At 60.9% G+C, this 24,187-nt stretch carries 26 protein-coding genes and 1 pseudogene; 9 read left to right on the top strand and 18 right to left on the bottom strand.

Features of this window, described 5'->3' with window-relative positions; translation table 11 throughout:
• Positions 1 to 27: 27 nt before the first annotated feature.
• Together ABDX79_RS13330 and ABDX79_RS13325 are read right to left on the bottom strand one after the other, a co-directional pair.
• On the bottom strand, positions 28 to 345 hold the full coding sequence (locus ABDX79_RS13330) for an HNH endonuclease (protein ID WP_346220794.1): 318 nt from the start codon (positions 343 to 345) through the stop codon (positions 28 to 30).
• Between the two features lie 198 nt (positions 346 to 543).
• Positions 544 to 1,501: pseudogene (locus ABDX79_RS13325) on the bottom strand (IS630 family transposase).
• A 178-nt stretch (positions 1,502 to 1,679) separates the two neighbouring features.
• On the opposite strand from ABDX79_RS13325, the gene ABDX79_RS13320 reads away from it, so the two are divergent.
• Complete coding sequence (locus ABDX79_RS13320; protein ID WP_346220793.1) at positions 1,680 to 1,823, top strand: hypothetical protein; 144 nt, start codon at positions 1,680 to 1,682, stop codon at positions 1,821 to 1,823.
• Between the two features lie 203 nt (positions 1,824 to 2,026).
• Here the strand turns inward: ABDX79_RS13320 and ABDX79_RS13315 are convergent, their stop codons facing one another.
• The 3 genes from ABDX79_RS13315 to rho form a co-directional block, all read right to left on the bottom strand.
• Positions 2,027 to 2,515, bottom strand: coding sequence for a YbaK/EbsC family protein (locus tag ABDX79_RS13315; RefSeq protein WP_346220792.1), 489 nt, complete (start codon positions 2,513 to 2,515; stop codon positions 2,027 to 2,029).
• Positions 2,516 to 2,562: 47 nt separating this feature from the next.
• On the bottom strand, positions 2,563 to 4,056 hold the full coding sequence (locus ABDX79_RS13310; protein ID WP_346220791.1) for an MFS transporter: 1,494 nt from the start codon (positions 4,054 to 4,056) through the stop codon (positions 2,563 to 2,565).
• A 224-nt stretch (positions 4,057 to 4,280) separates the two neighbouring features.
• Positions 4,281 to 5,540 carry a transcription termination factor Rho gene (gene rho, locus ABDX79_RS13305; protein ID WP_346220790.1) on the bottom strand — a complete coding sequence of 420 codons (1,260 nt, stop codon included), beginning with the start codon at positions 5,538 to 5,540 and terminating at the stop codon, positions 4,281 to 4,283.
• A gap of 493 nt (positions 5,541 to 6,033) precedes the next feature.
• On the opposite strand from rho, the gene ABDX79_RS13300 reads away from it, so the two are divergent.
• Complete coding sequence (locus ABDX79_RS13300) at positions 6,034 to 6,456, top strand: response regulator (RefSeq protein WP_346220789.1); 423 nt, start codon at positions 6,034 to 6,036, stop codon at positions 6,454 to 6,456.
• A gap of 352 nt (positions 6,457 to 6,808) precedes the next feature.
• Positions 6,809 to 7,018, top strand: a complete 210-nt coding sequence (locus ABDX79_RS13295; RefSeq protein ID WP_346220788.1) for a YMGG-like glycine zipper-containing protein — start codon at positions 6,809 to 6,811, stop codon at positions 7,016 to 7,018.
• 104 nt (positions 7,019 to 7,122) lie between these two features.
• Here the strand turns inward: ABDX79_RS13295 and ABDX79_RS13290 are convergent, their stop codons facing one another.
• Both ABDX79_RS13290 and ABDX79_RS13285 read right to left on the bottom strand, forming a co-directional pair.
• Entirely contained in the window at positions 7,123 to 7,902 is a 780-nt protein-coding gene (locus ABDX79_RS13290; protein ID WP_346220787.1) for a TorF family putative porin, read from the bottom strand.
• Between the two features lie 381 nt (positions 7,903 to 8,283).
• Positions 8,284 to 8,952: a YiaD family glycine zipper/OmpA-like lipoprotein gene (locus tag ABDX79_RS13285; RefSeq protein ID WP_346220786.1), complete on the bottom strand. Its 669-nt coding sequence runs from the start codon at positions 8,950 to 8,952 to the stop codon at positions 8,284 to 8,286.
• Positions 8,953 to 9,265: 313 nt separating this feature from the next.
• Here ABDX79_RS13285 and ABDX79_RS13280 point away from each other — a divergent pair, with 313 nt between their 5' ends.
• Positions 9,266 to 10,180 (top strand): aldo/keto reductase, encoded by a 915-nt coding sequence (locus ABDX79_RS13280; protein WP_346220785.1) that lies wholly within the window; start codon positions 9,266 to 9,268, stop codon positions 10,178 to 10,180.
• A gap of 3 nt (positions 10,181 to 10,183) precedes the next feature.
• Positions 10,184 to 10,876, top strand: a complete 693-nt coding sequence (locus ABDX79_RS13275) for a hypothetical protein (protein ID WP_346220784.1) — start codon at positions 10,184 to 10,186, stop codon at positions 10,874 to 10,876.
• A 30-nt stretch (positions 10,877 to 10,906) separates the two neighbouring features.
• Here ABDX79_RS13275 and truA read toward each other — a convergent pair whose 3' ends face one another.
• The 8 genes from truA to rpmH form a co-directional block, all read right to left on the bottom strand.
• Positions 10,907 to 11,692, bottom strand: a complete 786-nt coding sequence (gene truA, locus ABDX79_RS13270; protein WP_346220783.1) for a tRNA pseudouridine(38-40) synthase TruA — start codon at positions 11,690 to 11,692, stop codon at positions 10,907 to 10,909.
• Positions 11,692 to 12,651 (bottom strand): methionyl-tRNA formyltransferase, encoded by a 960-nt coding sequence (gene fmt / locus ABDX79_RS13265; RefSeq protein ID WP_346220782.1) that lies wholly within the window; start codon positions 12,649 to 12,651, stop codon positions 11,692 to 11,694. The genes truA and fmt overlap by 1 nt, the downstream gene beginning before the upstream one ends.
• Before the next feature lie 55 nt (positions 12,652 to 12,706).
• Entirely contained in the window at positions 12,707 to 13,378 is a 672-nt protein-coding gene (gene yihA / locus ABDX79_RS13260; protein WP_346220781.1) for a ribosome biogenesis GTP-binding protein YihA/YsxC, read from the bottom strand.
• Complete coding sequence (locus tag ABDX79_RS13255; protein WP_346220780.1) at positions 13,375 to 14,022, bottom strand: CatB-related O-acetyltransferase; 648 nt, start codon at positions 14,020 to 14,022, stop codon at positions 13,375 to 13,377. Before ABDX79_RS13255 ends, yihA begins: the two co-directional genes overlap by 4 nt.
• Positions 14,023 to 14,249: 227 nt before the next feature.
• Positions 14,250 to 14,702 (bottom strand): VOC family protein, encoded by a 453-nt coding sequence (locus tag ABDX79_RS13250; protein ID WP_346220779.1) that lies wholly within the window; start codon positions 14,700 to 14,702, stop codon positions 14,250 to 14,252.
• 24 nt (positions 14,703 to 14,726) lie between these two features.
• Positions 14,727 to 16,538 (bottom strand): membrane protein insertase YidC, encoded by a 1,812-nt coding sequence (gene yidC / locus ABDX79_RS13245; protein WP_346220778.1) that lies wholly within the window; start codon positions 16,536 to 16,538, stop codon positions 14,727 to 14,729.
• Positions 16,539 to 16,542: 4 nt separating this feature from the next.
• Positions 16,543 to 16,929 (bottom strand): ribonuclease P protein component, encoded by a 387-nt coding sequence (gene rnpA / locus ABDX79_RS13240; protein WP_346220777.1) that lies wholly within the window; start codon positions 16,927 to 16,929, stop codon positions 16,543 to 16,545.
• A gap of 84 nt (positions 16,930 to 17,013) precedes the next feature.
• A complete protein-coding gene (gene rpmH, locus ABDX79_RS13235) occupies positions 17,014 to 17,148 on the bottom strand; it encodes a 50S ribosomal protein L34 (RefSeq protein WP_346220776.1) in 135 nt (44 codons plus the stop codon).
• Between the two features lie 239 nt (positions 17,149 to 17,387).
• Between rpmH and ABDX79_RS13230 the strand changes: the two genes are divergently transcribed.
• From ABDX79_RS13230 to ABDX79_RS13220, 3 genes are all read left to right on the top strand, one after another.
• The gene (locus ABDX79_RS13230) at positions 17,388 to 18,173 is read left to right on the top strand and encodes a TVP38/TMEM64 family protein (protein ID WP_346220775.1); all 786 of its coding nucleotides are present in this window, start codon (positions 17,388 to 17,390) and stop codon (positions 18,171 to 18,173) included.
• A gap of 14 nt (positions 18,174 to 18,187) precedes the next feature.
• Positions 18,188 to 19,615, top strand: a complete 1,428-nt coding sequence (locus ABDX79_RS13225; protein WP_346220774.1) for a dihydrolipoyl dehydrogenase family protein — start codon at positions 18,188 to 18,190, stop codon at positions 19,613 to 19,615.
• 91 nt (positions 19,616 to 19,706) lie between these two features.
• The gene (locus tag ABDX79_RS13220; protein ID WP_346220773.1) at positions 19,707 to 21,257 is read left to right on the top strand and encodes a sensor histidine kinase; all 1,551 of its coding nucleotides are present in this window, start codon (positions 19,707 to 19,709) and stop codon (positions 21,255 to 21,257) included.
• Positions 21,258 to 21,636: 379 nt separating this feature from the next.
• Here the strand turns inward: ABDX79_RS13220 and ABDX79_RS13215 are convergent, their stop codons facing one another.
• A complete protein-coding gene (locus ABDX79_RS13215; protein WP_346220772.1) occupies positions 21,637 to 22,113 on the bottom strand; it encodes a YaiI/YqxD family protein in 477 nt (158 codons plus the stop codon).
• Between the two features lie 117 nt (positions 22,114 to 22,230).
• Between ABDX79_RS13215 and ABDX79_RS13210 the strand changes: the two genes are divergently transcribed.
• Entirely contained in the window at positions 22,231 to 23,187 is a 957-nt protein-coding gene (locus ABDX79_RS13210) for a DMT family transporter (protein ID WP_346220771.1), read from the top strand.
• A 62-nt stretch (positions 23,188 to 23,249) separates the two neighbouring features.
• On the opposite strand, the gene ABDX79_RS13205 is transcribed toward ABDX79_RS13210, so the two are convergent.
• Together ABDX79_RS13205 and ABDX79_RS13200 are read right to left on the bottom strand one after the other, a co-directional pair.
• Complete coding sequence (locus tag ABDX79_RS13205; protein ID WP_346220770.1) at positions 23,250 to 23,594, bottom strand: hypothetical protein; 345 nt, start codon at positions 23,592 to 23,594, stop codon at positions 23,250 to 23,252.
• Positions 23,595 to 23,922: 328 nt separating this feature from the next.
• Positions 23,923 to 24,187: aminotransferase class I/II-fold pyridoxal phosphate-dependent enzyme (locus ABDX79_RS13200; protein ID WP_346220769.1), on the bottom strand; the 265-nt coding region annotated here is incomplete at its 5' end.

Below are 24,187 nucleotides of genomic sequence, written 5' to 3'. Positions count from 1 at the left end.
GGGGTACAAAGCCGTTTTATCGTCCGATTACTTCCGTCGCCGGGTCGGCGCGTGGAAGTCAGGTGGCTTGTTCGCGATGAACTTGAGAAATGTCGCGATTTCCGGCTGCCCAGTGAGCGAGACTCCGTCGTCGATCATGCGGGCAAGCTCATGATTGGCGAAGGTCGCATGGATCGTCCGGTGGCAGATCGGATGAACCGGCACGGTCTCGCGCCCGCCTCGGCTTTTCGGCTTCGGGTGATGCCACTCGACGCGGCGCCCAAGCGGCCGGCCGCAGAGCCAGCAGTTTCTCGTCTCATCGTGCCGAGCTGGCGGCGGACCCTCGATCCGGCGTTTGCGTCCCATACCTTCGAAGATATGGACGGCGTCCCGCTTCGCCAGCGATGTGCGGCAAGAAAGCCCAAGCCGAACTATCGGGGTCGTTAGAAGGCCTCTGCGCCGCATTCACGAGAATTTCGCGATCTCGTGATCGTCGCTCGCGAAACAATTCTTCACGCCCCGGCGAATTTCAAGACATCTGGCAAGAACTAGAGCGCCGGACACTTAACCGTACGCATACCCTGCTTCTGTGAGGTAGTTCCAGCATTCGTCTGGGTCATAGAGACCGCAGATATCGCCGATTGCTCGCCATAGGGCATCGAATGTTCGAGCTTCTGCCTTTCGCAAATGCGCTTTGAGCTTGGCGAAGACCATTTCGATTGGGTTGAGGTCGGGACTGTAGGGTGGGAGAAAGAGGAACCAGGCGCCCTTTTCCTTCAGGATCGCTGCTGCCCTTGCGCTTTTGTGAACCGCGAGATTGTCGAGCACGACGACGTCGCCTTTGCTGAGCGTGGGGGCGAGCTGGGTCTCGATATAGGTATCGAAGGCGGATCGGTTCATGGCCCGATCGAGCACCCAAGGCGCTGTCAGACGATCGCAACGCAGCCCGGCGATGAAGGTCTGCGTGCCCCAGTGGCCAAAGGGTGCCTTGGCTCGCAGCCTCTGGCCCTTTCGGCTTCGACCCCGCAACGGGGTCATCTTCGTATTGACTGAAGTTTCGTCGATGAAGACCAGCCGATGAGGCTGCAGCCGCATCCTTGGCTGGCGCTTGTCGACCCAGACGCGCCGCGCCTCACGAATGTCCGCGCGTGCGCACTCCGCTGCCATCAGTGATTTTTTTATATGTGAAGCCGCGTCTGCACAGAAAGCGCGAAAGCACCGCCGGAGCCGCTGTCATCCCATGAATCTCCAGAAGTTTGGCTGCCAGTTCCGGCATCGTGATGTCCGGTTGGCGCTCGACTTCATCGATCAGAAAGGTCTCGAAAGGATCCAATTTGCCGCTGCCCCGTGGCCGACCCTGCCGCGGCGGGGCAGCCGAGCCCTCGCGATCATGACGTTGCATCAGCTTGATCGCGAAGCTCTCACTCACACCGAAATGCCGCGCCGTCGAACGACGGGAATGGCCATCCGAAATGCGCCCGACCACACGGTCACGAAGATCCATCGAATAGCTGCGGCCCATGATCCACCTCCTGTCTCAGTGAATCACGCCTCAGAAAACTTGCAAACCTTCGATTCTCATTTCGTGTCCGTCGCTCTAGTGCTCTTGTCCGGAGAATAAGTCGCAAAAATGACTTGAGATAACGTGGAAACGTCTTTTCCGCGCGCAGATCGACTTTGTCTTTTGAAAGGGAAACCCCATGAAAACCGCTCTTGCTGCCGCTGTCCTCGCTACGCTCTCGATCTTTGCGAGCGCCGCCTCCGCCGGTCTCGTGCCCGGCTCCGACGCCAACACGCGCATGATGGAAGAATCGGAGCGCATGAAGATCGCCCAGGGTATGTAATACCGATGGACCTTTGAAAGCACCGCTTTTTAAGGTCCGTCGGCAGCCCGAGCGGCGCTTGAGCCGTGCGCCGGACGAGAACTGGCCATGGGTCAATTCATTTGTCCGGCGGTATATGCCTGCGTTTCTCCGCGAAATGACAGCCGGCGACGGAACTTAACCTCCCGTCGCCGGCTGCCTTCGGTGAAAAGGAGCGTCGCCGGTTACTTCACCGGGCCAAGTCTTGCACCGGTCGCGCTTCTCAGCTGGAGCGGGACCGCCTCGAAGACGTCGTTGGGTGTTCCAGCTGCGGCCCAGACAGACGCGAAGCGGAAGAGGTCCTCGTCCATATAGGTCGTGATCTTGCCGGTCGAACCGAAGGGCGAAACACCGCCGATGGCAAAGCCGGTCGCCTCGCGCACGAAGGCGGCGTCCGGGCGTTGAAGCGCCTCGCCGAGAATGCCGCCGACCACTGCCTCGTCGACCCGGTTGTCGCCGGAAACGAGGAGGAGATAGGGCTTGCCGCTTTCCTTGCCCTCGAAAACCAGCGATTTGACGATCTCGCCAACTGAGACCGAGAGTGCCTTGGCCGCCTCTTCGGCCGAGCGGGCAGTCTTTTCCGTGTGGACGATCTTCACCTTCACGCCCTTCTCCGCGGCATCCGCGACGACCCGCTTGACGGCGGGATGGGGCTCTCTGCTTGTCTCGTCCATGGCGTGATCTTCTGTTCTGCTTCGGGCGGATTGCGAATGGACGTAGCCTATCGGCGCAGCCTGGCAAAGAGTGGTGGACTGTCGAAGGCCGGCTTGCCTTCTGCGATCCAGGGTTCGAAGGCGGCTTTCGGCAGGCCCGAACCTGCGGTGAAAAACAGAACCAGCGAGAAAAGGACACCAGCGCCGGTAATCGCAAGGAGGATCGTCAGTGCCAGGATGGCCCCTGGCTCCTGCAGGTTCGCTGACGCGTAGACAATGCGCGAGGCGTCGATCAGGACCGGCGCCGCCATGAAATTGCCGATGGCTCTCGCGAGTTCGATAATCGCGATGACGCCGGCAAGAAGGCTTACAGGCATCGAGATCGCCGAGACGAGAAGGCCGGGCGAGACGGTTGCCCCCGCACCGAACCCGATGACGAACAGGGCGGTTGAGAACCAGAGATCACCCATCATGGCGCCTGTCAGCAGTAATGCCGGCCCGATCAGGATGGCGGCGAGGCCGCAGAGGATCAGGGGAAACAGCGCCTTCGTGCGTATGACAAAGCCGAAGAGGGCGGCCGCGATCGTCAAGCCGAGAAGCTGTGGCCAGAAAGACAGGCCGAGCTCCAGAGACGAGGCCGTTAGAGGCTGGCGTATCGTGGACAGGATCGAAACCGAGGTGATGAACACGCCGCCGCCGATGGTGGCGATGACAAGGCCCATCACCATGAAACTGTTGAGCGCCTTGCGGATCGGCGCAAGTGGCTCGCTGCTTCGGTACTGGGCAAGAATGAGGGCTGCGAGAGAGCCAAGCCCGATCACCAGGAGCGCCAGAACGGGAACAGACAGGAGCCCATAGACCGGCATCAGGCCAATCGCGACGAAGGGCAGGACCGTGCCGAAAAAGGTAAGGACGATCGCAGTACGGTCGAGATCGCGCTCAGGGTCCTTTGGCGGACCGCCAGGAAGATGCCGCATGGCCGCCACCAGAACCACTGTGCCGGTGGCGGCAAACAGCGCCACGAACCAGCGCCAAGCCTCGGGTCCTGCCGCCGTTACCAGGCCGCCGACGAGCGGGCCGGCGGCGACGGCGCCGAACAGGCCGAAATTCACGAAGAAAGCGCTGTAAGGGATCTTGCTTGCCGGGAATTTTTGAAGAAGCGGCGGCAGCGCGATGACGAGCAGGGCCCCGCCGCAGAACCCGGTCACGACCTGCGCGGCCGCAAAGGGAACGAGCGACGGCGAGGCCGACATGAAAACCCAGCCGAGAACGGAAACCGAGTGGACGGTGAGGAACAGCCGCCTTTGATAAAAGCGGCGCACGAGATCGCCGCCGAGAAGCGCGCCGAAGGCGTAAGCCGCCGTTCCGAGATAGCCCGAGAAGGAGATGCAGGTCCTGTCAGTCCCGAGGCTGTTCGCGACCTCTTCGACGATGAAAGCCTTTGCGCCCTCCACGATGAGAAACGGCACCAGCGCCATGAGCGCGCAGAAGGCTGTCGCACCATAGCTCTCGCCGGCAAAAAGCCGTTCGATCCCTGGTACCGAAGAGCCTTTGTCGCTCACGCAGCGTCTCCGTCTTTCCGGTATTTCCGCAGTTTCAAGAAATCAGGCTCGGACAAGACGTTCGCCGACAAGATGACGCTGGGCCCGCATTCAGCGAGCCTTGCCCGAAGTATGGGAGTGGAGAACGCGGACCAGTTCTCAAGAAAATCAGTGCAGCCCGGAGAATTCGCAGCACAAGAAAGGGTTCTGGATCCCGCCCCTGCGCTGCTCTCACGGATTTCGCGTCAGGTGTTCATCTGATCGAAGAAGTCCGCATTGGTCTTCGTCTGTTTCAGCTTGTCGTTCAGGAACTCGATCGCATCGGTCGTGCCCATCTGGGACAGGATGCGGCGCAGGACGAAGATCTTCTGGAGATCGGACTTCTGGATGAGAAGGTCTTCCTTACGCGTGCCGGACTTGAGGATGTCCATGGCGGGATAGGTGCGCTTGTCGGCCACCTTGCGGTCGAGCACGATTTCCGAGTTACCCGTTCCCTTGAACTCCTCGAAGATCACCTCGTCCATGCGGCTGCCCGTATCGATGAGGGCCGTCGCGATGATCGTCAGGGAGCCGCCTTCCTCGATATTGCGGGCCGCGCCGAAGAAGCGCTTTGGCCGCTGCAGGGCGTTGGCATCGACACCGCCGGTCAGCACCTTGCCGGAGGAGGGGACGGTGGTGTTGTAGGCCCTGCCGAGACGGGTGATCGAATCGAGCAGGATGACGACGTCGCGGCCGTGCTCGACGAGGCGCTTGGCCTTCTCGATGACCATTTCGGCAACGGCCACATGGCGCTGCGCCGGTTCGTCGAAGGTGGAGGAGACCACCTCGCCGCGCACCGAGCGCTGCATGTCGGTCACCTCCTCGGGACGTTCGTCGATGAGGAGAACGATGAGATAGCACTCGGGGTGGTTCGCGGTAATCGAGTGGGCGATGTTCTGGAGCAGAACCGTCTTACCCGTTCGCGGCGGGGCGACGATGAGACCGCGCTGGCCTTTGCCGAGCGGAGCGACGAGATCGATCACGCGGCCCGACAGATCCTTCTTCGATGTCGGATCACCAAGTTCCATCTTGAAGCGCTGGTCCGGATAGAGCGGTGTCAGATTGTCGAAATGGCTCTTGTGCCGGATCTTCTCCGGGTCGTCGAAATTGATCGTGTTGACCTTGAGAAGTGCGAAATAGCGTTCGCCTTCCTTTGGCGAGCGGATCGGGCCCTCGACGGTATCGCCGGTCTTCAGCTGGAATTTCCGAATCTGCGAAGGGGAGACGTAGATGTCATCCGGGCCCGGAAGATAGTTGGCATCCGGCGAGCGCAGGAAAGCGAAGCCATCCTGGAGAATCTCGACGACGCCTTCGCCGATGATTTCCTCATCCTGCGAGGCGAGTTGTTTGAGGATCGCGAACATCAGCTCTTGCTTGCGAAGGACGGAGGCGTTTTCGACCTCGTTCTCTTCCGCGAAAGCGATCAGTTCGGGGGCGCTCTTGTTCTTGAGATCTTGGAGTTTCATGAGTGTTGTCAGACTTCGAACGGGGTGGGGTGTCGGGCCGGGACACAGGCATCCGCAGCACGGGCGCGGACTTGCATGTCGAGGAAGAACGAAAGCGGGGCACTTGACGGTTTGTCACGATGACATCGGTCGAGGCTCTGATCGTCGTTCGACGGGCCGGATGATATGAGGGTCACACTCGGTCCTTGGTTCTTGGCAGAGCGTGAAGAGGAGGGAACCCAAATTATAGCGCCCGGAATGCGGCAAGGCAAGGCACTCCGTTACGAGTGCGTGGGATGATCGAAGGCAGAAAATTAAGCCTTTGGATGGTCAGGGCCTTCCGGTAGCTGGCTAACGAAATGATTCGGATGACGATCGCTCCTGTCCTTGATCATTCCTGATTCCAATCCATTCTTATCGCTTGTCATAGGAGGGAATCGGAAATTCCGATACGCTGCGAACACAGGCTTGTGATGGCGTTGGAACCTTTGTGCGCGCTACGCGATATATCACCATGACCCATCACGCCCGCGCTCAGAAATCCATGGTTGAAGTTCTCGTCGTCGAAGACGATCCGCTGCTGCGCATGGACGCGGTCGATATCGTGGAAGATGCGGGCTACCGTGCCTATGAGGCGGCGAATGCCGATGAGGCGGTCGAGCTGCTGAGCGAGCATCCTAGCGTGCGCGTTCTTTTCACCGATGTGGAAATGCCGGGGAGCATGAACGGGATTGAACTGGCCGAACGGGTTCATCGTCAGTTTCCGGATATGGGAATCATCATCGTCTCCGGCCACCCCAGAATCACGAAGGCTACTCTTCCAATCAATGCGGATTTCTTCGCAAAACCCTATCCCGTCGATCGGTTTACGGAGACGCTCGACCGGGTCGTCGGCTTCTCGATGAAACAGGATCCGGGCCGCGTCGCGCACTCGTAAGGCGGTGACGATCACCGAGGATCGGCTTGCGCACAATTTTCCGCTGAAAGATGAGGGATAACCAGCGGACTTTTGAAAGCATCGCTTTGTGATGTTTGCTGGCAGCCCGAGCCGGCGTGTGAGTCTCGGACGGGCGAGAATTGGCTCGAAGGGTATTTATTAATCCGGCGGTATCAGTTGTGCTTTCGAGCGTGCCGTGGACGGCCTCGTAAGTTGTGGTTGCTGTCCCAAGTCGTTGCGCGAGTGTGAATAGCCGGGACACAAAATCAGGGTTTGCGACCGCGCTGTATTTTCAGGATTTTCGTGTATTAAACTAAGATTGGATGACATACTTGAGGAAGAGAGTTCACCCATGACGATCCGCATGATTTTCACCGCCGCAATCGCAATGGCGCTGGTCACATCCGTCGGCTGTAGCCGGACGCAACGCACGCTCGCTGGTGCCGGTATCGGGGGTGCTTCCGGCGCAGTGATCGGCGATGCGATTGGCGGTGGCGGCGGCGCGGTCGTCGGTGCCGTGGCAGGTGGCGCGACAGGCGCTTATGTCGGCCGGAACTACTGATCTTTTAAGCAGCGAAATCCAAAGAACGATGCGCCGGGACGGATGACCTCCGTTCCGGCGCATTTCGTTTGGACACAAGATATTCGGCGAAACCGCGCCGAGATTTAGTTGCCGCCCGCCAGCTTGCTCAGGGCCTTCAGGCCGGTCGTGAAGCTGAGTGTTCCGACGACCGTCGCACCGCATTTGAAAGTGCCGGTACACTGGATGTCGGGATTGAGATCGGTGTCGTGATAGCGGACATCGAAGGAGAAGGTATCCTCGAAGGTGTAGGTCAGGCCCGCATCCCAGACGAGATGCCGATCGAAGAAGCCACGATCGAAGTCCTGATAGCCGACGGAGCCCGAGAAGGTGAAATCCTTCGGCAGAGGAACCGAAAGATTGGCCTTGTAGAAGTAGCCGGTCTCCCGATCGTCACCGAAATAATTTGGCGCAACGGCGAAAGTCGCGCCGACCGTGGCGATGTCCTCGAAATTGTAGGACGCGGTCGTGAAGACCTCTGGATAGTTCAGGTCGTCATTGTCGAGATAGAAATAGTAATAGGCCGTGACGTCGAATGACCAGTTACCGAAGGTCGGGCGGTAGGCGATGTAAGGATCGAACTCCGTATGGGGCTCGGGCGTGCCGAAATAAACGTTGGAGGTGAAGAAGCCAGCGTGAAAGTCGTAGAGCGAAGCATCGAGAACGCCCTGAATTGCCGGCTCGCGGTCCGTCTGGGAAAAGCCGCGAAGGGAGACGTAATCGGTGACCGCATCGACCGTGAGATTGATGTCGAACGGGCTGTCTTCGATGGACTGGGCGAAACCGTTCTCAGCGAGAACGAGGCCTGTTCCGAGCGCGAGCACGGCGGCGCCGGCGCGCATCGAGGAGAGGGCGTTTTTGCTCATGAAAGGTATCCGGTCGTTGGAATGGGCAGATGCAGTTCGCCAAACCATCATGAAGCCGGACTGGAATTTGCGCTAACCCCCGGTAATGCCACCTTATTATAATCGTTGCGACAATGTCACGGTTTTGGTCACATAAATGCAACATAGTCTGATGCGCCGCGACCGAGATGGAGTTTGCGGCGGGGAGACGAACTGTAGCGCTTTGAAAACAAGGGGCATTGCCCGCTGATTGGACAGAATCGGGCGCGTGCCGGGTTCGATCGGCACGCGCCCCTCGATTTAGAGCGAAATGCGACAAGTCTGGCTCGGCACTTCGCTCTAAGCTTTTGTTTTGCCGCATGATGTGATCCGAAAAGTCATGCAACTTTTCGGCATCATGCTCTAGCGGCCGGTCGAGAGCGGCGAGATCTGAACTTCGACGCGGCGGTTGCGAGCACGTCCCGCTTCGGTGGAGTTGTCGGCGATCGGCTGGCTCTCGCCGTAGCCCTGCGTGTTGAGGCGGTTCGGGTTGACGCCGCGGCTGGCGAGGAACTGGCTCACCGAAGCGGCGCGCTGCTGCGAAAGCGTGAGATTGTAGCCGTCGCTGCCCTGGCTGTCGGTATGACCATAGACGTTGATGATCGTGTCGTTGAACTTCTCGAGGACGACCGCCACGGAATCGAGCGTCGGATAGAAGGCGGGCAGGATCTGCGACTGGTTGGTCGGGAACGTGACGTTGGACGGCATGTTGAGAATGATGCGGTCGCCAATGCGGGTGACGGAAACGCCGGTGCCCTGAAGTTGCTGGCGCAGCTGGGCTTCCTGATTGTCCATATACGCGCCGATGCCAGCGCCCGCGAGACCGCCGATTCCGGCGCCGATGGCGGCGGCGGTGGCTTCGTCCGATCCGGTGGCGCGTGCGACGAGATAGCCGCCCGCGGCGCCGAGCCCGGTGCCGAGGCCGGCGCCGCCCAACGTGTTCGAGATCTTCATCTCACCCGTATAGGGATCGGTTGTGCAGCCCGCGAGGGAAACGGACAGGCAGAGAACAGCGGCGATCTTCTTGATCATGTTATGAGCGCTCCAGCAGGCTTCTTATCTCATGGCCGTGTTTCTCGGACGGCCTTGCACGCGCGTCTATCGTCGGCGCGTGTCGCAAATACGGCTATCCAGCGGGCCGTGAACTCAAGATGAACCACGTTGCGGTCATGCAACGCTGGCCGCCATCCTGTTCCCGGATCGCGCTGCTTTTTGTTCCGATTTTCGGCCTGTCCGTTGAGGCATGATGTCCCTTTCGATGGCGGCGGACTTCTTTCGTGTGTGAGAGCGCCATATTCCTCATGCACTGGAAGACATGACAGAAACGGCACGGAGCGATGGAATCATGCGCAATCTGAACCGTCGATTTTTTCTTCAGTCGGCTGCGGCGGCCTCGCTTCTATCCGCGCTGCCGGCCCGCGCGCAGCAATCGGCGGACACGATGACCCGCACGATACCGGGATCGAATATGGCGCTGCCAGCGGTGGGTCTCGGCAGCTGGATCACCTTCAATGTGGGTAACGATCCGGTGCTCCTCGACGAATGCGCGGCCGTGATGGATGCGTTCTTCGCCGCCGGTGGAGCGATGATCGATTCCTCTCCCATGTACGGCTCGTCCCAGAACACGATCGGCTACGGGCTGGAGAAGCTCGGACGCCCTGATGTGTTCTCCGCCGACAAGGTCTGGACGCCGCTTGGTGCGGAGGGACAAGAGCAGGTGGCCGAGAGCCGGTCGCTCTGGGGGGTGCCGAACTTTTCTCTCGTGCAGGTCCACAATCTGGTGTCCTGGGAAGAACACTTGCCGATGCTGTTCGAGATGAAACAGGCAGGCGATCTGAGCCATGTGGGAATCACCACCTCGCACGGACGGCGCCATGACGAGTTCGCCCGCATCATGGAAGACCATCCGCTGGATTTCGTTCAATTCACCTACAATCCGTTGGATCGGGAGGCCGAGGAGCGGCTTCTGCCGCTTGCCCGCGAGCGTGGCATGGTCGCAATCATCAACCGGCCTTTCCGGCAGGGCCAGCTGACGCGCCGGCTTGAAGGCGAGCCGCTTCCGGGGTTCGCTGCGGACCTTGGCGCGACGAGCTGGGCGCAGCTGATCCTGAAGTTCATTCTCTCCCATCCCTCAGCGACGCTGCCGATCCCGGCAACGACGATTCCAAGTCATGCGACGGAGAACGTGGGTGCGGCCGCGGGGCCGATGCCGGACGGGGCAATGCGCGAGAAGATCGCCTCGGCGATCGCCGGCGTCTGATCCATGGACACCTGGACGACCTATCGGCTGCAGGACTTTCTGCTCTTTTCCGAGCGGACCTATCGCCGCCTGTTCGAGGCGCAGAACGAAGCCTGGTGGCCGCTTCCCATCGTTCTAGCGACCGCTGGCGCGCTGCTGGTCGCCGTTTTCATGCGGCGCGCGCGCTTCGGCGTGCAAGGTGGCGGAAGCATCGCCTGGGTCGTGACAGCGGTGGCTCTCGCCTTCGTCGCCACAACCTTCCTCCAGACCCGCTATGCGGCGATCAGCCCGATCGCCGAGGCCGGCTATTACGGTTTCCTGATCGAGGCGTTCGCTCTCGCCTTCGTCGCATCGAAACCGCCGGATACGAACGGCATGGCTTTCCCGCGAATCGGGATCGGCTTCGCGCTCTCGGCCATCGGCCTCATCGTCTATCCGGCGATAGGCTATCTTAGAACGGGCGCGCTGACGGGCGCAGAGTGGTTCGGCACGGTGCCAGATCCAACGGCGATCACACTTCTCGGCATTCTTTCGATCGGCATCGTGAACCGGTTGCAGATGGCCGCGCTGATGCTGATTCCCGCGATCTGGCTGGTGTTTTCGGCCCTTACCTTGCAGGCGTTCGGCGATCTGGTTTCGTGGTTGATCTTCGGCTCGATCGTCCTCGCCGCCGCAGCGCTGTTCATCCCCGCAAGGGCTCATACGAAATCCGTTTGACCGTTTCCCGATAACGGATTTCAAAGGCTTTCAAACCTTGCCAGGGTAGGGCGGCAGGATGCGCTTGGGTTCATTCGTATATTCGACCGCCGTGAGATAAAGCCCATCGGGCGGGGCGACCGGGCCGCAGGCCTTGCGGTCCTTTGCCTCCAAAGCCTGCCGCACATCCTCGGCGCTCCATCGACCTTCGCCAACCAGTTTCAGCGTGCCCGCGAAGGATCGGATCTGGTTGTGCAGAAAGGACTGGGCCATCGCGACGATGTGGATCTCCTCGTCTCCGGCTCTCGTCACCTCCAGCTTTTCCAGTGTGCGGATCGGGTTCTTCGCCTGACAATGGGTTGAGCGGAAGGTCGTGAAATCATGGGTGCCGGCGAGCATCTGCGCGGCCTCGTGCATGGCGTCCGCATTGAGCGTTTTCGACACCCACCACACCTGTCCGCGCAGGATCGCAGCCGGCGCGCGGCGATTGAAGATGCGGTAGCGATACCAGCGCTTGCGGGCGGAGAAGCGGGCATCGAACTCGTCGCCCACCTCTTCGGCTGACAGGATCACCACCGGCTCGTCGCGCATATGGGCGTTAAGGGCATCGCGCACCGTATCTCCGCCATAGGCCTTCGGCAGGTCGATATGGGCCACCTGGCCCGTTGCATGGACGCCGGAATCGGTTCGCCCCGCGCCAAACAACACAGGGTTCGTGCCGCAAAGCCGGTGGGCGGCCTCTTCGATCACGGCCTGAACGGAGGGCTCATCCGCCTGCCGCTGCCAACCGGCATAGGGGCTTCCATCATATTCGATCGTCAGCTTGTAGCGCGGCATTACTCTTCGCCGAGACGTGTGCCCGCCGGAACCGCGACACCGCGCAAGAGATCGCCCGCCGCCATGGGCTTGCCGCCGGCCCGCTGCACTTCCAGAAGTCGAACGGCCCCGGACTGACAGGCGATCAGAAGCCCGTCATCGAGCGCCACGCCCGGTTCGCCTTCGCCATTTTCGGCGCGGGCGCGCAGCACCTTGATGCGCTCGCTCTTCTCGCCGATCTGCAGCATGGTCCAGGCACCGGGAAAGGGCGAAAAGGCGTTGATTTGCCGGGCAACGTCCGTGCCGCGCAGACTGAAGTCGATCCGCGCCTCGGCCTTGTCGATCTTGCGCGCATAGCATGCATCGCGTCCGGTGCGCGCGGCGATCGCGTCCTGATCCTCGAAATGGAGGACGCCGGCCTGAAGCTTGGAGAGGGCATCGACCATCAGGTCGGCGCACATGGCGGACATCCGGTCGTGAAGCTCGCCGGCGGTCTCCGTCTCGCCAATCGCCGTTTCCATGGTGCGCCCCACGGGCCCGGTGTCGAGCCCGGTCTCCATCTGCATGATCATCATGCCCGTGGTTTCATCGCCCGCCTGGATGGCCCGCTGAATGGGCGCCGCTCCACGCCAGCGCGGCAGAAGCGAGCCGTGACCGTTGAGGCAGCCATGCTTGGGTGCGGAAAGCACAGCCTCCGGCAAGAGCAGTCCGTAGGCGACGACGACCGCGACATCGAACTCATAGGCAGCGAAGGCCCAGCGCTCGGCCTCTTCGCGAAAATTCAAAGGCGTGTGGACCGTAAGGCCAAGCGCTTCGGCTGCGCGGTGAACGGGCGAGGGCGTGACACTGAGGCCCCGCCGCCCCGCCTTGCGCGGCGGCTGACTGTAGACAGCAGCCACCTCGTGACCGGCCTGGTGGATGGCCTTGAGCGTCGGGACCGCGAAATCAGGCGTTCCCATGAATGCAAGCTTGAGCGACATCAGATGGTGTTAGCCCTGATGGATTGGGCTGGCAATCGGTGGGGGCGCTCGATCGCTATTCGGCGAGCATCCCGATTGCCGCCTGCAGATCGTCGAGGCCAGACCGCTTCTCGGACGATGTCGCCAGAATGCCCGGAAAGGCCGCTGGCCGCTTGCGGACCGCTTCCTCCGTTGCCGCGATCAGCTTCGGCACGCCGGTCGGCTTGATCTTGTCGATCTTCGTCAGAACGATCTGATAGGAGGTCGCGGTCTTGTCCAGAAGGGTCAGCACTTCGGCATCGTTCGCCTTGATGCCGTGGCGGGAGTCGATCAGCACGAAAACGCGCTTCAGCGTGGAACGCCCACGCAGATAGTCGAAGACGAGTTCCGTCCATTCGTCGACCTTTTCCTTCGGAGCCTGGGCATAGCCATAGCCCGGCATGTCGACGATGGCGATTGGCGGCAATTGGCTGGTCTCGCCCCCGAAGCCGTCCGGCACGAAGAAGTTGAGTTCTTGCGTGCGGCCGGGCGTGTTCGAGGTGCGCGCGAGCCCTTTCTGGCCGAGGAGCGCGTTGATGAGCGAGGACTTGCCGACATTCGAACGGCCCGCAAAGGCAACCTCCGGCGGTCCTTCCGGCGGCAGGAACTTCATCGCCGGCACGCCGCGTACGAAGACCCAGGGCTGACCGAAGAGTTTCGGTCCCCGGTTACGACCGGAATCGGCTTGCGGGATTGCTTGGTCGCTCATGAAGTCTCCGAGGCTTTCGTCAGGGCGGCAAGATCGGCGCCACGAATGGCGTTGAGGTTGCGGGATATCTTGTCCGCCGGCCAGTGCCACCACGCGATATCACAGAGCGCGGCGATCGTCTCATCATCGAAGCGCTGCCGGATGATTTTGGCTGGATTGCCGCCGACGATCGCAAAGGGCGGAACGTCCTTCGTCACCACCGAACGGCCCGCAACGATCGCGCCGTCGCCGATGGTGGCGCCCGGCATGATCACGGCCTTTTCGCCGATCCAGACATCGTTGCCGATGACGGTATCGCCGCGAAGACCGGCGGTGATGCTTGTGAGGTCGAAGCCCTGCTCCCAGCCCTTGCCGAAGACATTGAAGGGATAGGTCGAAAACCCGGTCATCGCGTGGTTCGCGCCATTCATGACAAAGCTGACGCCGCAGCCGATGGCGCAGAACCGGCCGATGATCAGGCGATCGCCGAGAAAATCGTACAGATGGCCGACGCAGGTCTGAACGAAATGCTGAGGCCCGCGCGGGTCGTCGTAATAGGTGTACTCGCCGATCTCGATCTGCGGATGGTCGACCAGCGGCTTCAGGAATCCGACGCGGTTTTGGCCGGGCATGGGATTGGGATCGGTCGGATCGGGTCCGTGCATGGGAGCGACTCTCACAAAATTCGATGTGGCAGCTGAACGATAATCGTGGACGCGCCGGGCCGGTATCCGAAGGAGCGGCAGGCTGTTGCGTCCAGGCGGTTCAGGTGTTCATCGGATTTCCAAGGCTCCTCTTTCAAAGCCGTTTGTTAGCTGATGCCGCCCGTCAGGCCAAGGCGTTGCTGCTCACACATCGAACACGCAAGCGCGATAGGCTGCTATTTTGGCCTTCAGGAAACAGCTGGGATGGTCAGTCGTCCGCTCTCGTCGAGATGCCAGAATGGATTGTGGGCCAGCTCCCATACATGGCCGTCCGGGTCCGCGTAATAGCCGGAATAGCCGGAATAGCCGGAATAGCCGCCCCAGAATACCTTTTGCGGCGGCTTGAGACCGGTAGCGCCAGCAGCAAGCGCTGCCTCATAGGCCTGGTCTACAGATGCATCATCGGAAAAATTCTGCGCCAGCGTCACGGCACCGGCCCCGAGGTCCGCACCGGGGCGGCCCTGATCCTTGGCGAGATCGGCGAGGCCGAAGAGGCTGAGCGCCATGCCGTCCATGCGGTAGAAGGTGACGCCGGGCCCTTCGTGAGGAACCGGCTGCCAGCCAAGTGCCGCGTAGAAGGCGCGGCTCTTCGCCATGTCGCGAACGCCGAGGGTGATGAGGGTCACGCGCTGCGGGTTCATGACATGGCTCCGGTCAGAACACCGTCAGGACGACGATGTCTTCTCTTTTCGTTTGAACATGTTTCGCAAGTTGTCGAACAGTTCGATCTTCGTGCCATTGCGTTTCATGATCACACTCTGCTGGATGATCGACAGGGTGTTGTTCCATGTCCAGTAGATGACGAGGCCTGCCGGGAAAGAGGCGAGCATGAAGGTGAACACCACCGGCATCCAGGTGAAGATCATCGCCTGGGTCGGGTCCGGCGGCGTCGGGTTGAGACGCATCTGGATGAACATCGTGAGGCCCATCAGAAGCGGCCAGACACCGATCATCAGGACGTGCGGCACGTCATAGGGCAAGAGGCCGAAGAGGTTGAACAGACTCGTCGGGTCCGGCGCCGCCAGATCCTGAATCCAGCCGAAAAAGGGCGCGTGACGCATTTCGATCGTCACATAGAGCACCTTGTAGAGGGCGAAGAAGACGGGGATCTGAATGAGAATCGGCCAGCAACCGGCGGCGGGATTGATCTTCTCCTGCCGGTAGAGATTCATCATCTCCTGCTGTTGCTTCTGCCGGTCGTCCTTGAAGCGCTCGCGCAGCTCCATGACCTTGGGCTGGATGTTCTTCATCCGCGCCATGGACTTGTAGGACTTGTTGGCGAGCGGGAAGAAGATGAGCTTCAGGACCACCGTGACCACAAGGATCGCGACGCCGAAATTGCCGACGAGGCGATAGATGAAGTCGAGAGCGGTGAACATCGGCCGGGTGATGAAGTAGAACCAGCCCCAGTCGATCAGCTGACCGAACTGGCGAATATCGAGCGTCTCTTCATAGGCGTTGATCTTGTCGACCTCTTTCGCGCCGGCAAAGGTGCGATTGACCGTGCTGGCCGATGCGCCGGGCGCAACGGAGATCGGATCGGAGACGAATTCTGTCTGATAATGAGGGCGACCGTTTTTCACATACAGGAACTGGGAATTGAAATCGCGGCCATTCTCCGGGACGAGCGCCGTCGCCCAGTATTTGTCGGTGATGCCCAGCCATCCGCCACCAGAGGAGACCGGCTGCTTCACCTGACCATCGTCCTCGATGGTGGAATAGGAAACCTCGTCGAGACCCTCCTGGCCGAAGACGCCGAGCAGGCCTTCGAACAGGACATAGGCCGATGCGACCTCGGGCTTGGAATAGCGGGCGATCCGGCCATAAGGCTTGATCTCGACCGCTTCCCCGCTGGTGTTCTCGACCATGTCATCATAGGTGAACATGAAGTTGTCGTCGACCGAGATCGTGCGGGTCACCTTGAGACCGTTCTCGGTGGTCGTCGTCAGCGTGATCGGCTGATCCGGCGTGAGCGTTGCGCCGTCCTCCGCCTGCCACTGGGTATTCGCGCCGACGATCTGGCCTGTGCCCGTCTGGATCAGGCCGTATTCGGCGAAGTAGCCGTTCGGCAGCTGTTCGGGTGAAAGGAGAATGATCGTGGGCGAGGAGTCGTTGACCGTCTCGTGATAGTGCTTGAGGCGAAGATCGTCGAGCCGGGCGCCGACGAGGTTGATGGAACCTGTCAGTTCCGGCGTATCGATGGAAATGCGGTTTTCGCTGGCAATAACCTGTTCGCGCGTCTGATCGCGCGGCAGGTCCGGGCTCGGGACCGTGCTTTCTCGCCCGGCCGGAGCGGTCAGGCTTTGCTGATTTGCTCCCGCTGACACCTGCGGCGTCTGAAGCGAGCCGTCGTTCTGCGCGATTTCGGCTTGACGCTGTTGCTCGTCCACGCGTGGGCTGATGACCAGAAACTGCCATCCGACCAGGACAAGGATCGAAAGAGCCATCGCAATCAGAAAGTTGCGGTTCATTTCCATCGGGCTAGACCTCTGACGCCGGCGCGCCTGTACGCTGTTTTCTGGACGGCCCGGATTTGGCTGGATCGATACGGCTGAACCGCCGGGACAACTCGTCTTTCAGGGTTTCGAACGCAACGTCGAGCACGTCTCGACGGGCGACGATCACGTAATCCACGCCGTTCTTCATCTCCGATCCTGCCGCGACGCGAATGGCTTCGCGCAATCGCCGCTTGATCCGGTTTCTGACGACGGCATTGCCAACCTTCTTCGTTACCGTCAAGCCGAAGCGGGCCTGTTCTTCGTCGTCGCGAACACGCGTCTCGACAAAGAAATAAGGGCCGTTCAGACGACGGCCCCGGCGCGCGGCAAGGAATTCGGAGCGTTTCGTGAGCCGTCCGACCTCTGTCAAACCGTCACTCTCTCACCTGCGAGGTAACCGCTTTCGAAAAAGCGGTTACGCTCCGTCCAAGTGGTGGTCGGCAGGCACCTGGCCTCAGGCCGAAAGGCGCTTGCGGCCCTTGGAGCGGCGCGCGGCGATGACCTTGCGACCGCCGACGGTCGACATGCGCGAGCGAAAGCCGTGACGGCGTTTGCGGACGAGTTTGGAGGGCTGGTAAGTGCGCTTCATCGATTTTTCCCGCCGTCGCGAAACATGCGGGCCCTTCGTGTCGAATAGTCTCTTGAACTGGTGCGGATCGGCCGATCTTGGCGCGCAATGAAGCCGCGCACGTGGTGCCGCCCGCTCGTGGAGCGCTTATAAGAGCGATCCGCCTTGAAAGTCAACGAACCGAATGCCCTCGATCGAACGTAGATCATGAGGGCGTTTTCGGCTCTTGGCTTCAAATGGCGGGAGCAGCAAGTGATGCGATGGAAAAGGAACTGAGGACGATGTCGGTGAACGAAGAGCAGCGCGATGGCGCGAAAAAGTCCTGGTTCCAACGGCTTTGGCCGATCGCCCTGATCGTCGTGGTGCTTGGGCTCGCCTATGCGCTCGGTCTCCAGCGCTATGTCTCCTTGCAGTTTTTTCTGGAAAGCCGCGAAGCGCTGAAAAGCTTCGTAGCGGACAATCTCATCCTCGCGGGGTTCGGCTATATCATCATCTACGCCATGCTCGTCGCGGTCGCGTTTCCGGCGGCCTCGATCATCACGATCGCCGCCGGATTCCTGTTCGGCTGGCTTGTGGGCGGCGTCTTGACGGTGATCGGGGCGACGATCGGCGCTGCCGGCATTTTCCTCGCCGCGCGCCATGCCTTCGGCGATATCCTGCGCAAGAAAGCGGGCGGAGCCATAAAACGGTTCGCCGAGGGCTTCCAGAACGATGCCTTCTCCTACCTCTTTGTTCTGCGCCTAACGCCGGTTCTCCCATTCTTCGCGGTCAACATCGCACCGGCCTTCGTGGACATTTCCCTGAGGACCTATGTCCTTGCGACCTTTTTCGGCATCGTGCCGGGATCGTTCGTCTATACGTTCCTGGGAAGCGGTATCGATCAGGCGGTCGCCAATGTCACCCATGAGGGGCCGATAACGGTGGGCGATCTCGTAACACCGGAAATGACAATTGCCTTGTTCGGACTTTGCGGGCTGGCGGTTCTCGGTCTCATTCTCAAGAAGACGTTTCTCAAGGGCCGAGGTCCGGTCGAGAAGCAGGCTTAAGAAAGGCGTTTTACATGGCTTCGGATCAGGAAAAGCCGGATATCTGCGTGATCGGGGCCGGCTCAGGCGGGCTGACGGTGGCGGCGGCTGCTGCCTCCTTCGGGGTTTCCGTTACGCTGATCGAGCGCGACAAGATGGGTGGCGACTGCCTGAATTACGGATGCGTTCCGTCCAAGGCGCTGATTGCCGCCGGAAAGACGGCGCAGACCTTTCGCAAGGCCGATCGATTCGGCATCGCATCAAGCGAACCCGAGATCGATTTTTCGGCCGTCAACCGACATGTTCACGGCGTCATCGCCGCCATCGCGCCGAACGACTCGGTCGAACGGTTCGAGGGGCTGGGTGTGACCGTGATCAAGGGCGATGCCCGATTTCTCGACGCCGAGACGGTCGAGGTCAATGGGCGGAAAATCAAGGCGCGCCGTTTTGTCGTCGCGACCGGTTCCCGGCCCTTCGTGCCACCGATCGACGGGCTGAAGGAAACGCCGCATCTGACCAACGAGACGCTGTTCGATCTGACGGAATGTCCCGAGCATCTCATCGTGATCGGCGGCGGGCCTATCGGTATGGAAATGGCGCAGGCCCATCGGCGTCTCGGCGCGACGGTGACGGTGGTCGAGGGCGCCAAGCCGATGGGCAAGGATGATCCGGAGCTTGTCACGGTCGTGCTCGACCGTCTCGCGAAAGAGGGCATCCGGATCGAGGCTGGCGCGAAGGTCGTGAAGGTGGCTGGCACCGAAGGCAAGATCGAGGTGACAGCGGAGCGTGACGGCGAAACCTTCACGGTTTCGGGCAGCCATCTTCTCGTGGCTGTCGGGCGCCAGCCGAATGTGGACGCGCTCGATCTCGAATCAGCCGGCATCGAATATGAGCGATCCGGCGTCAAGGTCGGCAAGGATCTCAGGACGACGAACAAGCGCGTCTATGCGATCGGGGACGTCGCGGGCGGGCCGCAATTCACCCATGTCGCCGGTTATCACGGCGGGCTTGTGCTTCGGCCCCTCCTGTTTCGCCTGCCGATCAAGACGAAGCACGAAGAGATGCCCCATGTCACCTATACCGAACCGGAGCTCGGTCAGGTCGGCCCGACGGAACAGGAGGCCCGGGACGCGGGCCAGGACGTGACGACGGTAACCTGGCCCTATGCCGACAATGATCGCGCACAGGCCGAACGCGAGACCGAGGGCCTGATCAAGATCGTCGTCGGAAAGCGCGGCAAGATCCTGGGTGCGGGCGTTGCCGGCGCGAAAGCTGGAGAAATGACGAATCTCCTCGCCCTTGCCGTCTCGAAGGGTATGAAACTGTCCGATCTCCAGGGTTTCGTTTCCCCCTATCCAACCCTTTCGGAAATCGCCAAACGAGCCGCGACATCCTATTATTCGAGCTATACAAAGAAGCCGGTCGTGCGGAATGCCGTCGCTTTTTTGCGCCGCTTCGGCTAAATACGGTCGCAGTCTTTGGGGAAAGACTGAAGTTGGGTCGGCATCGTATCGAACGTGATTTCCGGCTCGCTAGGGGAAGGCCTTCGGCAATTTGAGCGATCCGCAGACCAGCGAGAGCGTCAAGCTCGAGCGAGTGCAGCCCGCGGGCGGCCGCGCCGTTGCGCGCTCGCTGTCCACCAAGGTGCTCGTTCTCGCTGCCATTGCGGTGATGCTGGCGGAGTTCGTCATCTTCGTGCCGCTGCTGTCCGGCTTCAGATCCAGCTATCTGGAGGAAAAGCTCGAAAGCGCGGCGGTCGCGGCAATTGCAACCGCCGGGCCGGGGCAGCCCGGAGCGAGCGGTGCCGGGGCGATTCCGTCAATTCAGCAGGCAGCCCTGCTCGATGTTCTCGGCCTGCGTCTCGTTGCGATTTCCGACGGGGTGAGCAACCGGTTGATCGCACGCGACCCGACCATCCCGCCGGTCGACCGGACGGTTCTGCTCGACGATGAAACCTTCTTTCAAAGCGTGCAGGCAGCCTTCGGGGAGTTCGCTTTCGGCGGTGGCCGCACTCTGCGCGTTCTCGGATCACCTGCGAATGGTTCCTTCCGCACGGAAGTGGTCCTGGCCGACGGCGATCTGCGCCGTGCGATGTTCGTCTATGCGGGCCGGGTTCTTATGTTCTCCACCATCCTCGCGGCCATCACCGCGCTGTTGCTCTGGGCGGCCATCAACCGGATGATGGTTTTGCCGATTCGCCGGATGACGAGTGCCATGGTCGAATTCGGCGAACGCCCCTCCGATCCCAAGCGCATCATCGTGCCCGAGGACAGAGCCGACGAAATCGGCGTCGCATCGCGCGAGCTCGCGGCCATGCAGACAAAGCTTGCGGAAACGCTGAAAGAACAGCGGCGGCTGGCCAATCTCGGTCTCGCGGTCTCGAAGATCAATCACGACATGCGCAATATCCTCGCATCGTCCCAGATGATTTCCGACCGCCTCGTCACTTTGCCCGATCCGAAGGTTCAGCGGATGGCGCCGATGCTGATGAAGAGCCTCGACCGGGCGCTGCACTACACCCAGTCCGTCTTGGCCTATGGCCGCGCCGTGGAACGCACGCCTGAATGGCGTCAGGTCGATCTCAAGGCGACCGTCATCGACGTTTGCGATTTGCTGGGCCTTGGCACCGATCATTCGGAGATCGACTTCGTCAACGCCGTTCCGGACCATTTCGAAGTGATGGCCGATCCCGAACAGATCCATCGTCTGTTGACCAATCTGTGTCGAAACGCGGTTCAGGCGCTCGGCTCCGACGACATGGCCGGCGTTGGGGTGGTTCGCCGGCTTACGGTTGGCGCTGAGCGGCTCAAAAGCGGAAAAAACGTGATCTTTGTCGAGGATACCGGGCCAGGGGTGCCGCAAAAGGCCAAGGATAATCTGTTCCAGGCCTTTCGAGGCTCGGCGCGATCGGGCGGCACCGGGCTGGGGCTCGCCATCGCCATGGAAATCGTCGAAGCCCATGGCGGCGACCTGCGCCTCGCTCAGACCGGGGCGACCGGCACTCGGTTCGAGATCGAACTTCCGCAAAAAGCGCCAAATGCAGAGTCTCGGCGCAGCGAGGCGGATGAGTCTTTGGGCGAGAGGGGGGGCGACGATCGGGCCTGAGGCGCGTCTGGAGGCCATTCCCGGCTGCATGACAAAAAGAAACCGCGACCGGAACACCAGCGCGGTTCAAGTCTAGGGAGGAAATGCCACTTCAGACGTCAATCGGGACACTGTGCCTTGATATTAAGCTGCGCTGCTCAAGGGGGCAATTGGCGAGAAGCGATCAGTCGGCAGCTGTTGTATTTGTGTTGTTCCGCTGCGGAACAGGGTCGCGGGCATGCGAAGGCAGGGTTTGCGGACACATACCACAAGTTATCTTCTCGAAGCGTACCGTTCCGATAACGCGACAGATCCAGTAGCGGAACGGGTTCTGATACTCAGATTTAATGACTTCGCATCGGCGTTTCCGAAAACCGCCGCGTAATTTCGGTCCGATGCCTCAACCGCGCGCCAAGCGCCGCATCACCAGATCCATTGCGCTCATGAAGCGGGAGCGATCGGCGCCGGTGAATGCAGCATTGTAACCCTTGGACACGCCTGTTTCGCGTAGGTGCTCGGCGAAACTGCGCATCGCAAGAGCCTCGCCGATCGATTCCGGGGTGAAGGCGTGGCCGGTGGGACGCAGGGCGTGGGAACCCTTTTCCAGCGCGCGGGCTGCAAGCGGGATATCGGTCGTGATGACGAGGCTCGAAGGGTCGGCGCTCTCCACGATCCAGTCATCTGCGGCATCGGGGCCGGACGCGACAGTCACGATCCTCGCATCCGGAAATCGCGATGGACGCATGCCGCCATTCGACACCAGGATCGGCTGCGCTCCATAGCGGCAGGCAATGTCGATCGCCTCGTCCTTCACCGGACAGGCATCGGCATCGATCAGAACCTTGAGATCGGTATCGGGCATGGAGGCAGGGTCCATTCGTCTGGCCATTCATCACGTTATGCGAAGGCCATATCACGAAATGAAATGATGGCCTGCATGGCTTTCCGCCGCCCTGAATGGCAAGAGGAACGCAGTCTTTTCCGAGTGAGCGCCATGACCCTGAGTGCAAAAGTCGCGGATGAACCGGTCCGGGTGATGCGCGGTGTCGCGATCCTGTTGGTCTCGACGGCTGTCTTCCCCCTTCTCGATGCTGGTGGCAAGGTGTTGATCAACAGCTATGGGGTCTCGGCTGCGGAGGTCGCGCTCGTCCGGCTCGTGCAGCAGTCCTTGTGGATGATACCGTTCATGGTGATGCGCGGCGGCGCTGCCATGATCCGGGTCTCGCAGCCTTTGCTCAACCTGTTTCGCGGCGCATTGCTTGGAACGGGTGGTATCCTGTTTTTCGCGGCACTTGGCTTCATGCCGCTTGCCGACGCGGTTGCCGTCTTCATGGTCGCACCGATGCTGCAGGTGTTGCTGGCGGTGCCAATCCTGCGCGAGACGATCGGCTGGCGGCGAATTCTGGCCATTGTCGTCGGCTTCTGCGGCGCGCTGATCATCATACGGCCGACCTATGCAATTTTCGGGTTTCTCTCGCTTCTTCCGTTGGCAACGGCGTTTCTCGTGTCGCTCTATATCATCCTCAGCCGCTTCGCCTCGCGTGACGCCGAGCCGCTTGCGATGATGTTCTATGCAGGAATAGGGGGCTCGATAACCGTGGCGGCGATCATGCTGGTCGCGACGCCGTTCGATGTCGAAATCCTCGTCTTTTCCTGGCCTCAGGAATCTATGGCGATCTTTCTGCTTCTGGGCGTCGGCGCCGTCGGCACGATCGCCCATCTTCTGGTTGTCGAAGCCTATGCGCGTGCGCCCGCAGCTGTCCTCGCCCCGTTCGGCTACACGGAGCTCGTTTTCGCGATCATCGCTGGATACGTGTTTTTCGGCGACTGGCCGGACGGGCTCAAATGGCTCGGGATGGCCGTGGTTGTCGGGTCCGGGCTGGTCGTCTACGTCTTGGAGCGTCGCAGTATCGCGAAAATGTCGCGCCCTGTTCTGCCTCCCGCGCAATAGAAAAGTGGCGGAACGGGAAAGCCCGCGCCGCCGCTGCTGAAAGTCCGTCGATAAGCGATCGATTACTGGTTGGTCTGCTGGGTATCGCCAGATTGGGTGGCGTTTTCCTCGGGCGTGTTCGACGAGCCCTGACCGCCGGTCGAACCATCGCCGCTTCCGACATCCGTCGCCATATTCGTATCCGACGCGCTGCCGGACGTTGTGTCAGCCGATCCGCTCGTCATCGAATCGCTGCTGCTCATCGAGCTGTCGGTTGAAGTCCCGGTATCCGGGCTCGTTGCCGAAGCGTCGGTGTTGGTCGTCTCTGTCGCGGAGTTGTCGCTCGCCTCATCGGAGTCGCTGCAGGCCGCGAGGCCGAGCGTGAGAGGGATGACACTGGCAAGCATTAGATGGCGGACCCGGATCATTGGGTGTCTCCTGTTGGAACCTGTTGATCTTTGGCCATTAACAGCTGCCAATATCGTTTGGTTCCAGCAGGATAGGCAGGCAAGATCGTTCCTCCCACGCACGGAGGGTGGCGTGAGGTAGCTCGGCTGCATGCCGTTTTTCGCGCCGCACTCGGGACAAGCGCTGCCAGCTAGGGCGAGAGACCTTCGAAAGCGATACTATCAAAGGTCAGCCGGGATGATACCATATCCGGCTGATCGAGCCGGAGACGGTATCGTAGCTCCAAGCGGCGCAGACACGGTCTCAAATCCGTTATCGCGACACGATCGAACGGATTTCGTCGGAGTCCTATTCAGCTGCCTGCAAGGCGGCTTGCCGGGATGCGAACGGAATTCCGATCGCGTTCCAGGTTTCGATGAGGGCATCCTTGAGATGGTCGATCCGCGCATCGTCGTGCAGCGGCGTCGGGGTAACCCGCAGACGCTCGGTGCCGCGCGGCACGGTCGGATAGTTGATCGGCTGGATGTAGATGCCGTGCTTTGCAAGGAGATGGTCCGAGGCCCGCTTGCACAGGTCCGGATCGCCGACGAGGATCGGCACGATATGCGTGTCC

The organism is Fulvimarina fulva (genome assembly GCF_039652615.1).
Taxonomy (GTDB): Bacteria; Pseudomonadota; Alphaproteobacteria; order Rhizobiales; family Rhizobiaceae; genus Fulvimarina.
Note: the sequence above shows the minus strand (reverse complement) of the source record. Positions and strands in the feature narration are given on the sequence as shown.

What these genes read in the sequence shown, in the direction of transcription:
- ABDX79_RS13330 (WP_346220794.1), bottom strand. Translation starts at nt 345, where the DNA reads ATGGGACGCAAACGCCGGATCGAGGGTCCGCCGCCAGCTCGGCACGAT.
- ABDX79_RS13320 (WP_346220793.1), top strand. Translation starts at nt 1,680, where the DNA reads ATGAAAACCGCTCTTGCTGCCGCTGTCCTCGCTACGCTCTCGATCTTT.
- ABDX79_RS13315 (WP_346220792.1), bottom strand. Translation starts at nt 2,515, where the DNA reads ATGGACGAGACAAGCAGAGAGCCCCATCCCGCCGTCAAGCGGGTCGTC.
- rho (WP_346220790.1), bottom strand. Translation starts at nt 5,540, where the DNA reads ATGAAACTCCAAGATCTCAAGAACAAGAGCGCCCCCGAACTGATCGCT.
- ABDX79_RS13300 (WP_346220789.1), top strand. Translation starts at nt 6,034, where the DNA reads ATGACCCATCACGCCCGCGCTCAGAAATCCATGGTTGAAGTTCTCGTC.
- ABDX79_RS13295 (WP_346220788.1), top strand. Translation starts at nt 6,809, where the DNA reads ATGACGATCCGCATGATTTTCACCGCCGCAATCGCAATGGCGCTGGTC.
- ABDX79_RS13290 (WP_346220787.1), bottom strand. Translation starts at nt 7,902, where the DNA reads ATGAGCAAAAACGCCCTCTCCTCGATGCGCGCCGGCGCCGCCGTGCTC.
- ABDX79_RS13285 (WP_346220786.1), bottom strand. Translation starts at nt 8,952, where the DNA reads ATGATCAAGAAGATCGCCGCTGTTCTCTGCCTGTCCGTTTCCCTCGCG.
- ABDX79_RS13280 (WP_346220785.1), top strand. Translation starts at nt 9,266, where the DNA reads ATGCGCAATCTGAACCGTCGATTTTTTCTTCAGTCGGCTGCGGCGGCC.
- ABDX79_RS13275 (WP_346220784.1), top strand. Translation starts at nt 10,184, where the DNA reads ATGGACACCTGGACGACCTATCGGCTGCAGGACTTTCTGCTCTTTTCC.
- truA (WP_346220783.1), bottom strand. Translation starts at nt 11,692, where the DNA reads ATGCCGCGCTACAAGCTGACGATCGAATATGATGGAAGCCCCTATGCC.
- fmt (WP_346220782.1), bottom strand. Translation starts at nt 12,651, where the DNA reads ATGTCGCTCAAGCTTGCATTCATGGGAACGCCTGATTTCGCGGTCCCG.
- yihA (WP_346220781.1), bottom strand. Translation starts at nt 13,378, where the DNA reads ATGAGCGACCAAGCAATCCCGCAAGCCGATTCCGGTCGTAACCGGGGA.
- ABDX79_RS13255 (WP_346220780.1), bottom strand. Translation starts at nt 14,022, where the DNA reads ATGCACGGACCCGATCCGACCGATCCCAATCCCATGCCCGGCCAAAAC.
- ABDX79_RS13250 (WP_346220779.1), bottom strand. Translation starts at nt 14,702, where the DNA reads ATGAACCCGCAGCGCGTGACCCTCATCACCCTCGGCGTTCGCGACATG.
- yidC (WP_346220778.1), bottom strand. Translation starts at nt 16,538, where the DNA reads ATGGAAATGAACCGCAACTTTCTGATTGCGATGGCTCTTTCGATCCTT.
- rpmH (WP_346220776.1), bottom strand. Translation starts at nt 17,148, where the DNA reads ATGAAGCGCACTTACCAGCCCTCCAAACTCGTCCGCAAACGCCGTCAC.
- ABDX79_RS13230 (WP_346220775.1), top strand. Translation starts at nt 17,388, where the DNA reads ATGGAAAAGGAACTGAGGACGATGTCGGTGAACGAAGAGCAGCGCGAT.
- ABDX79_RS13225 (WP_346220774.1), top strand. Translation starts at nt 18,188, where the DNA reads ATGGCTTCGGATCAGGAAAAGCCGGATATCTGCGTGATCGGGGCCGGC.
- ABDX79_RS13215 (WP_346220772.1), bottom strand. Translation starts at nt 22,113, where the DNA reads ATGGACCCTGCCTCCATGCCCGATACCGATCTCAAGGTTCTGATCGAT.
- ABDX79_RS13210 (WP_346220771.1), top strand. Translation starts at nt 22,231, where the DNA reads ATGACCCTGAGTGCAAAAGTCGCGGATGAACCGGTCCGGGTGATGCGC.
- ABDX79_RS13205 (WP_346220770.1), bottom strand. Translation starts at nt 23,594, where the DNA reads ATGATCCGGGTCCGCCATCTAATGCTTGCCAGTGTCATCCCTCTCACG.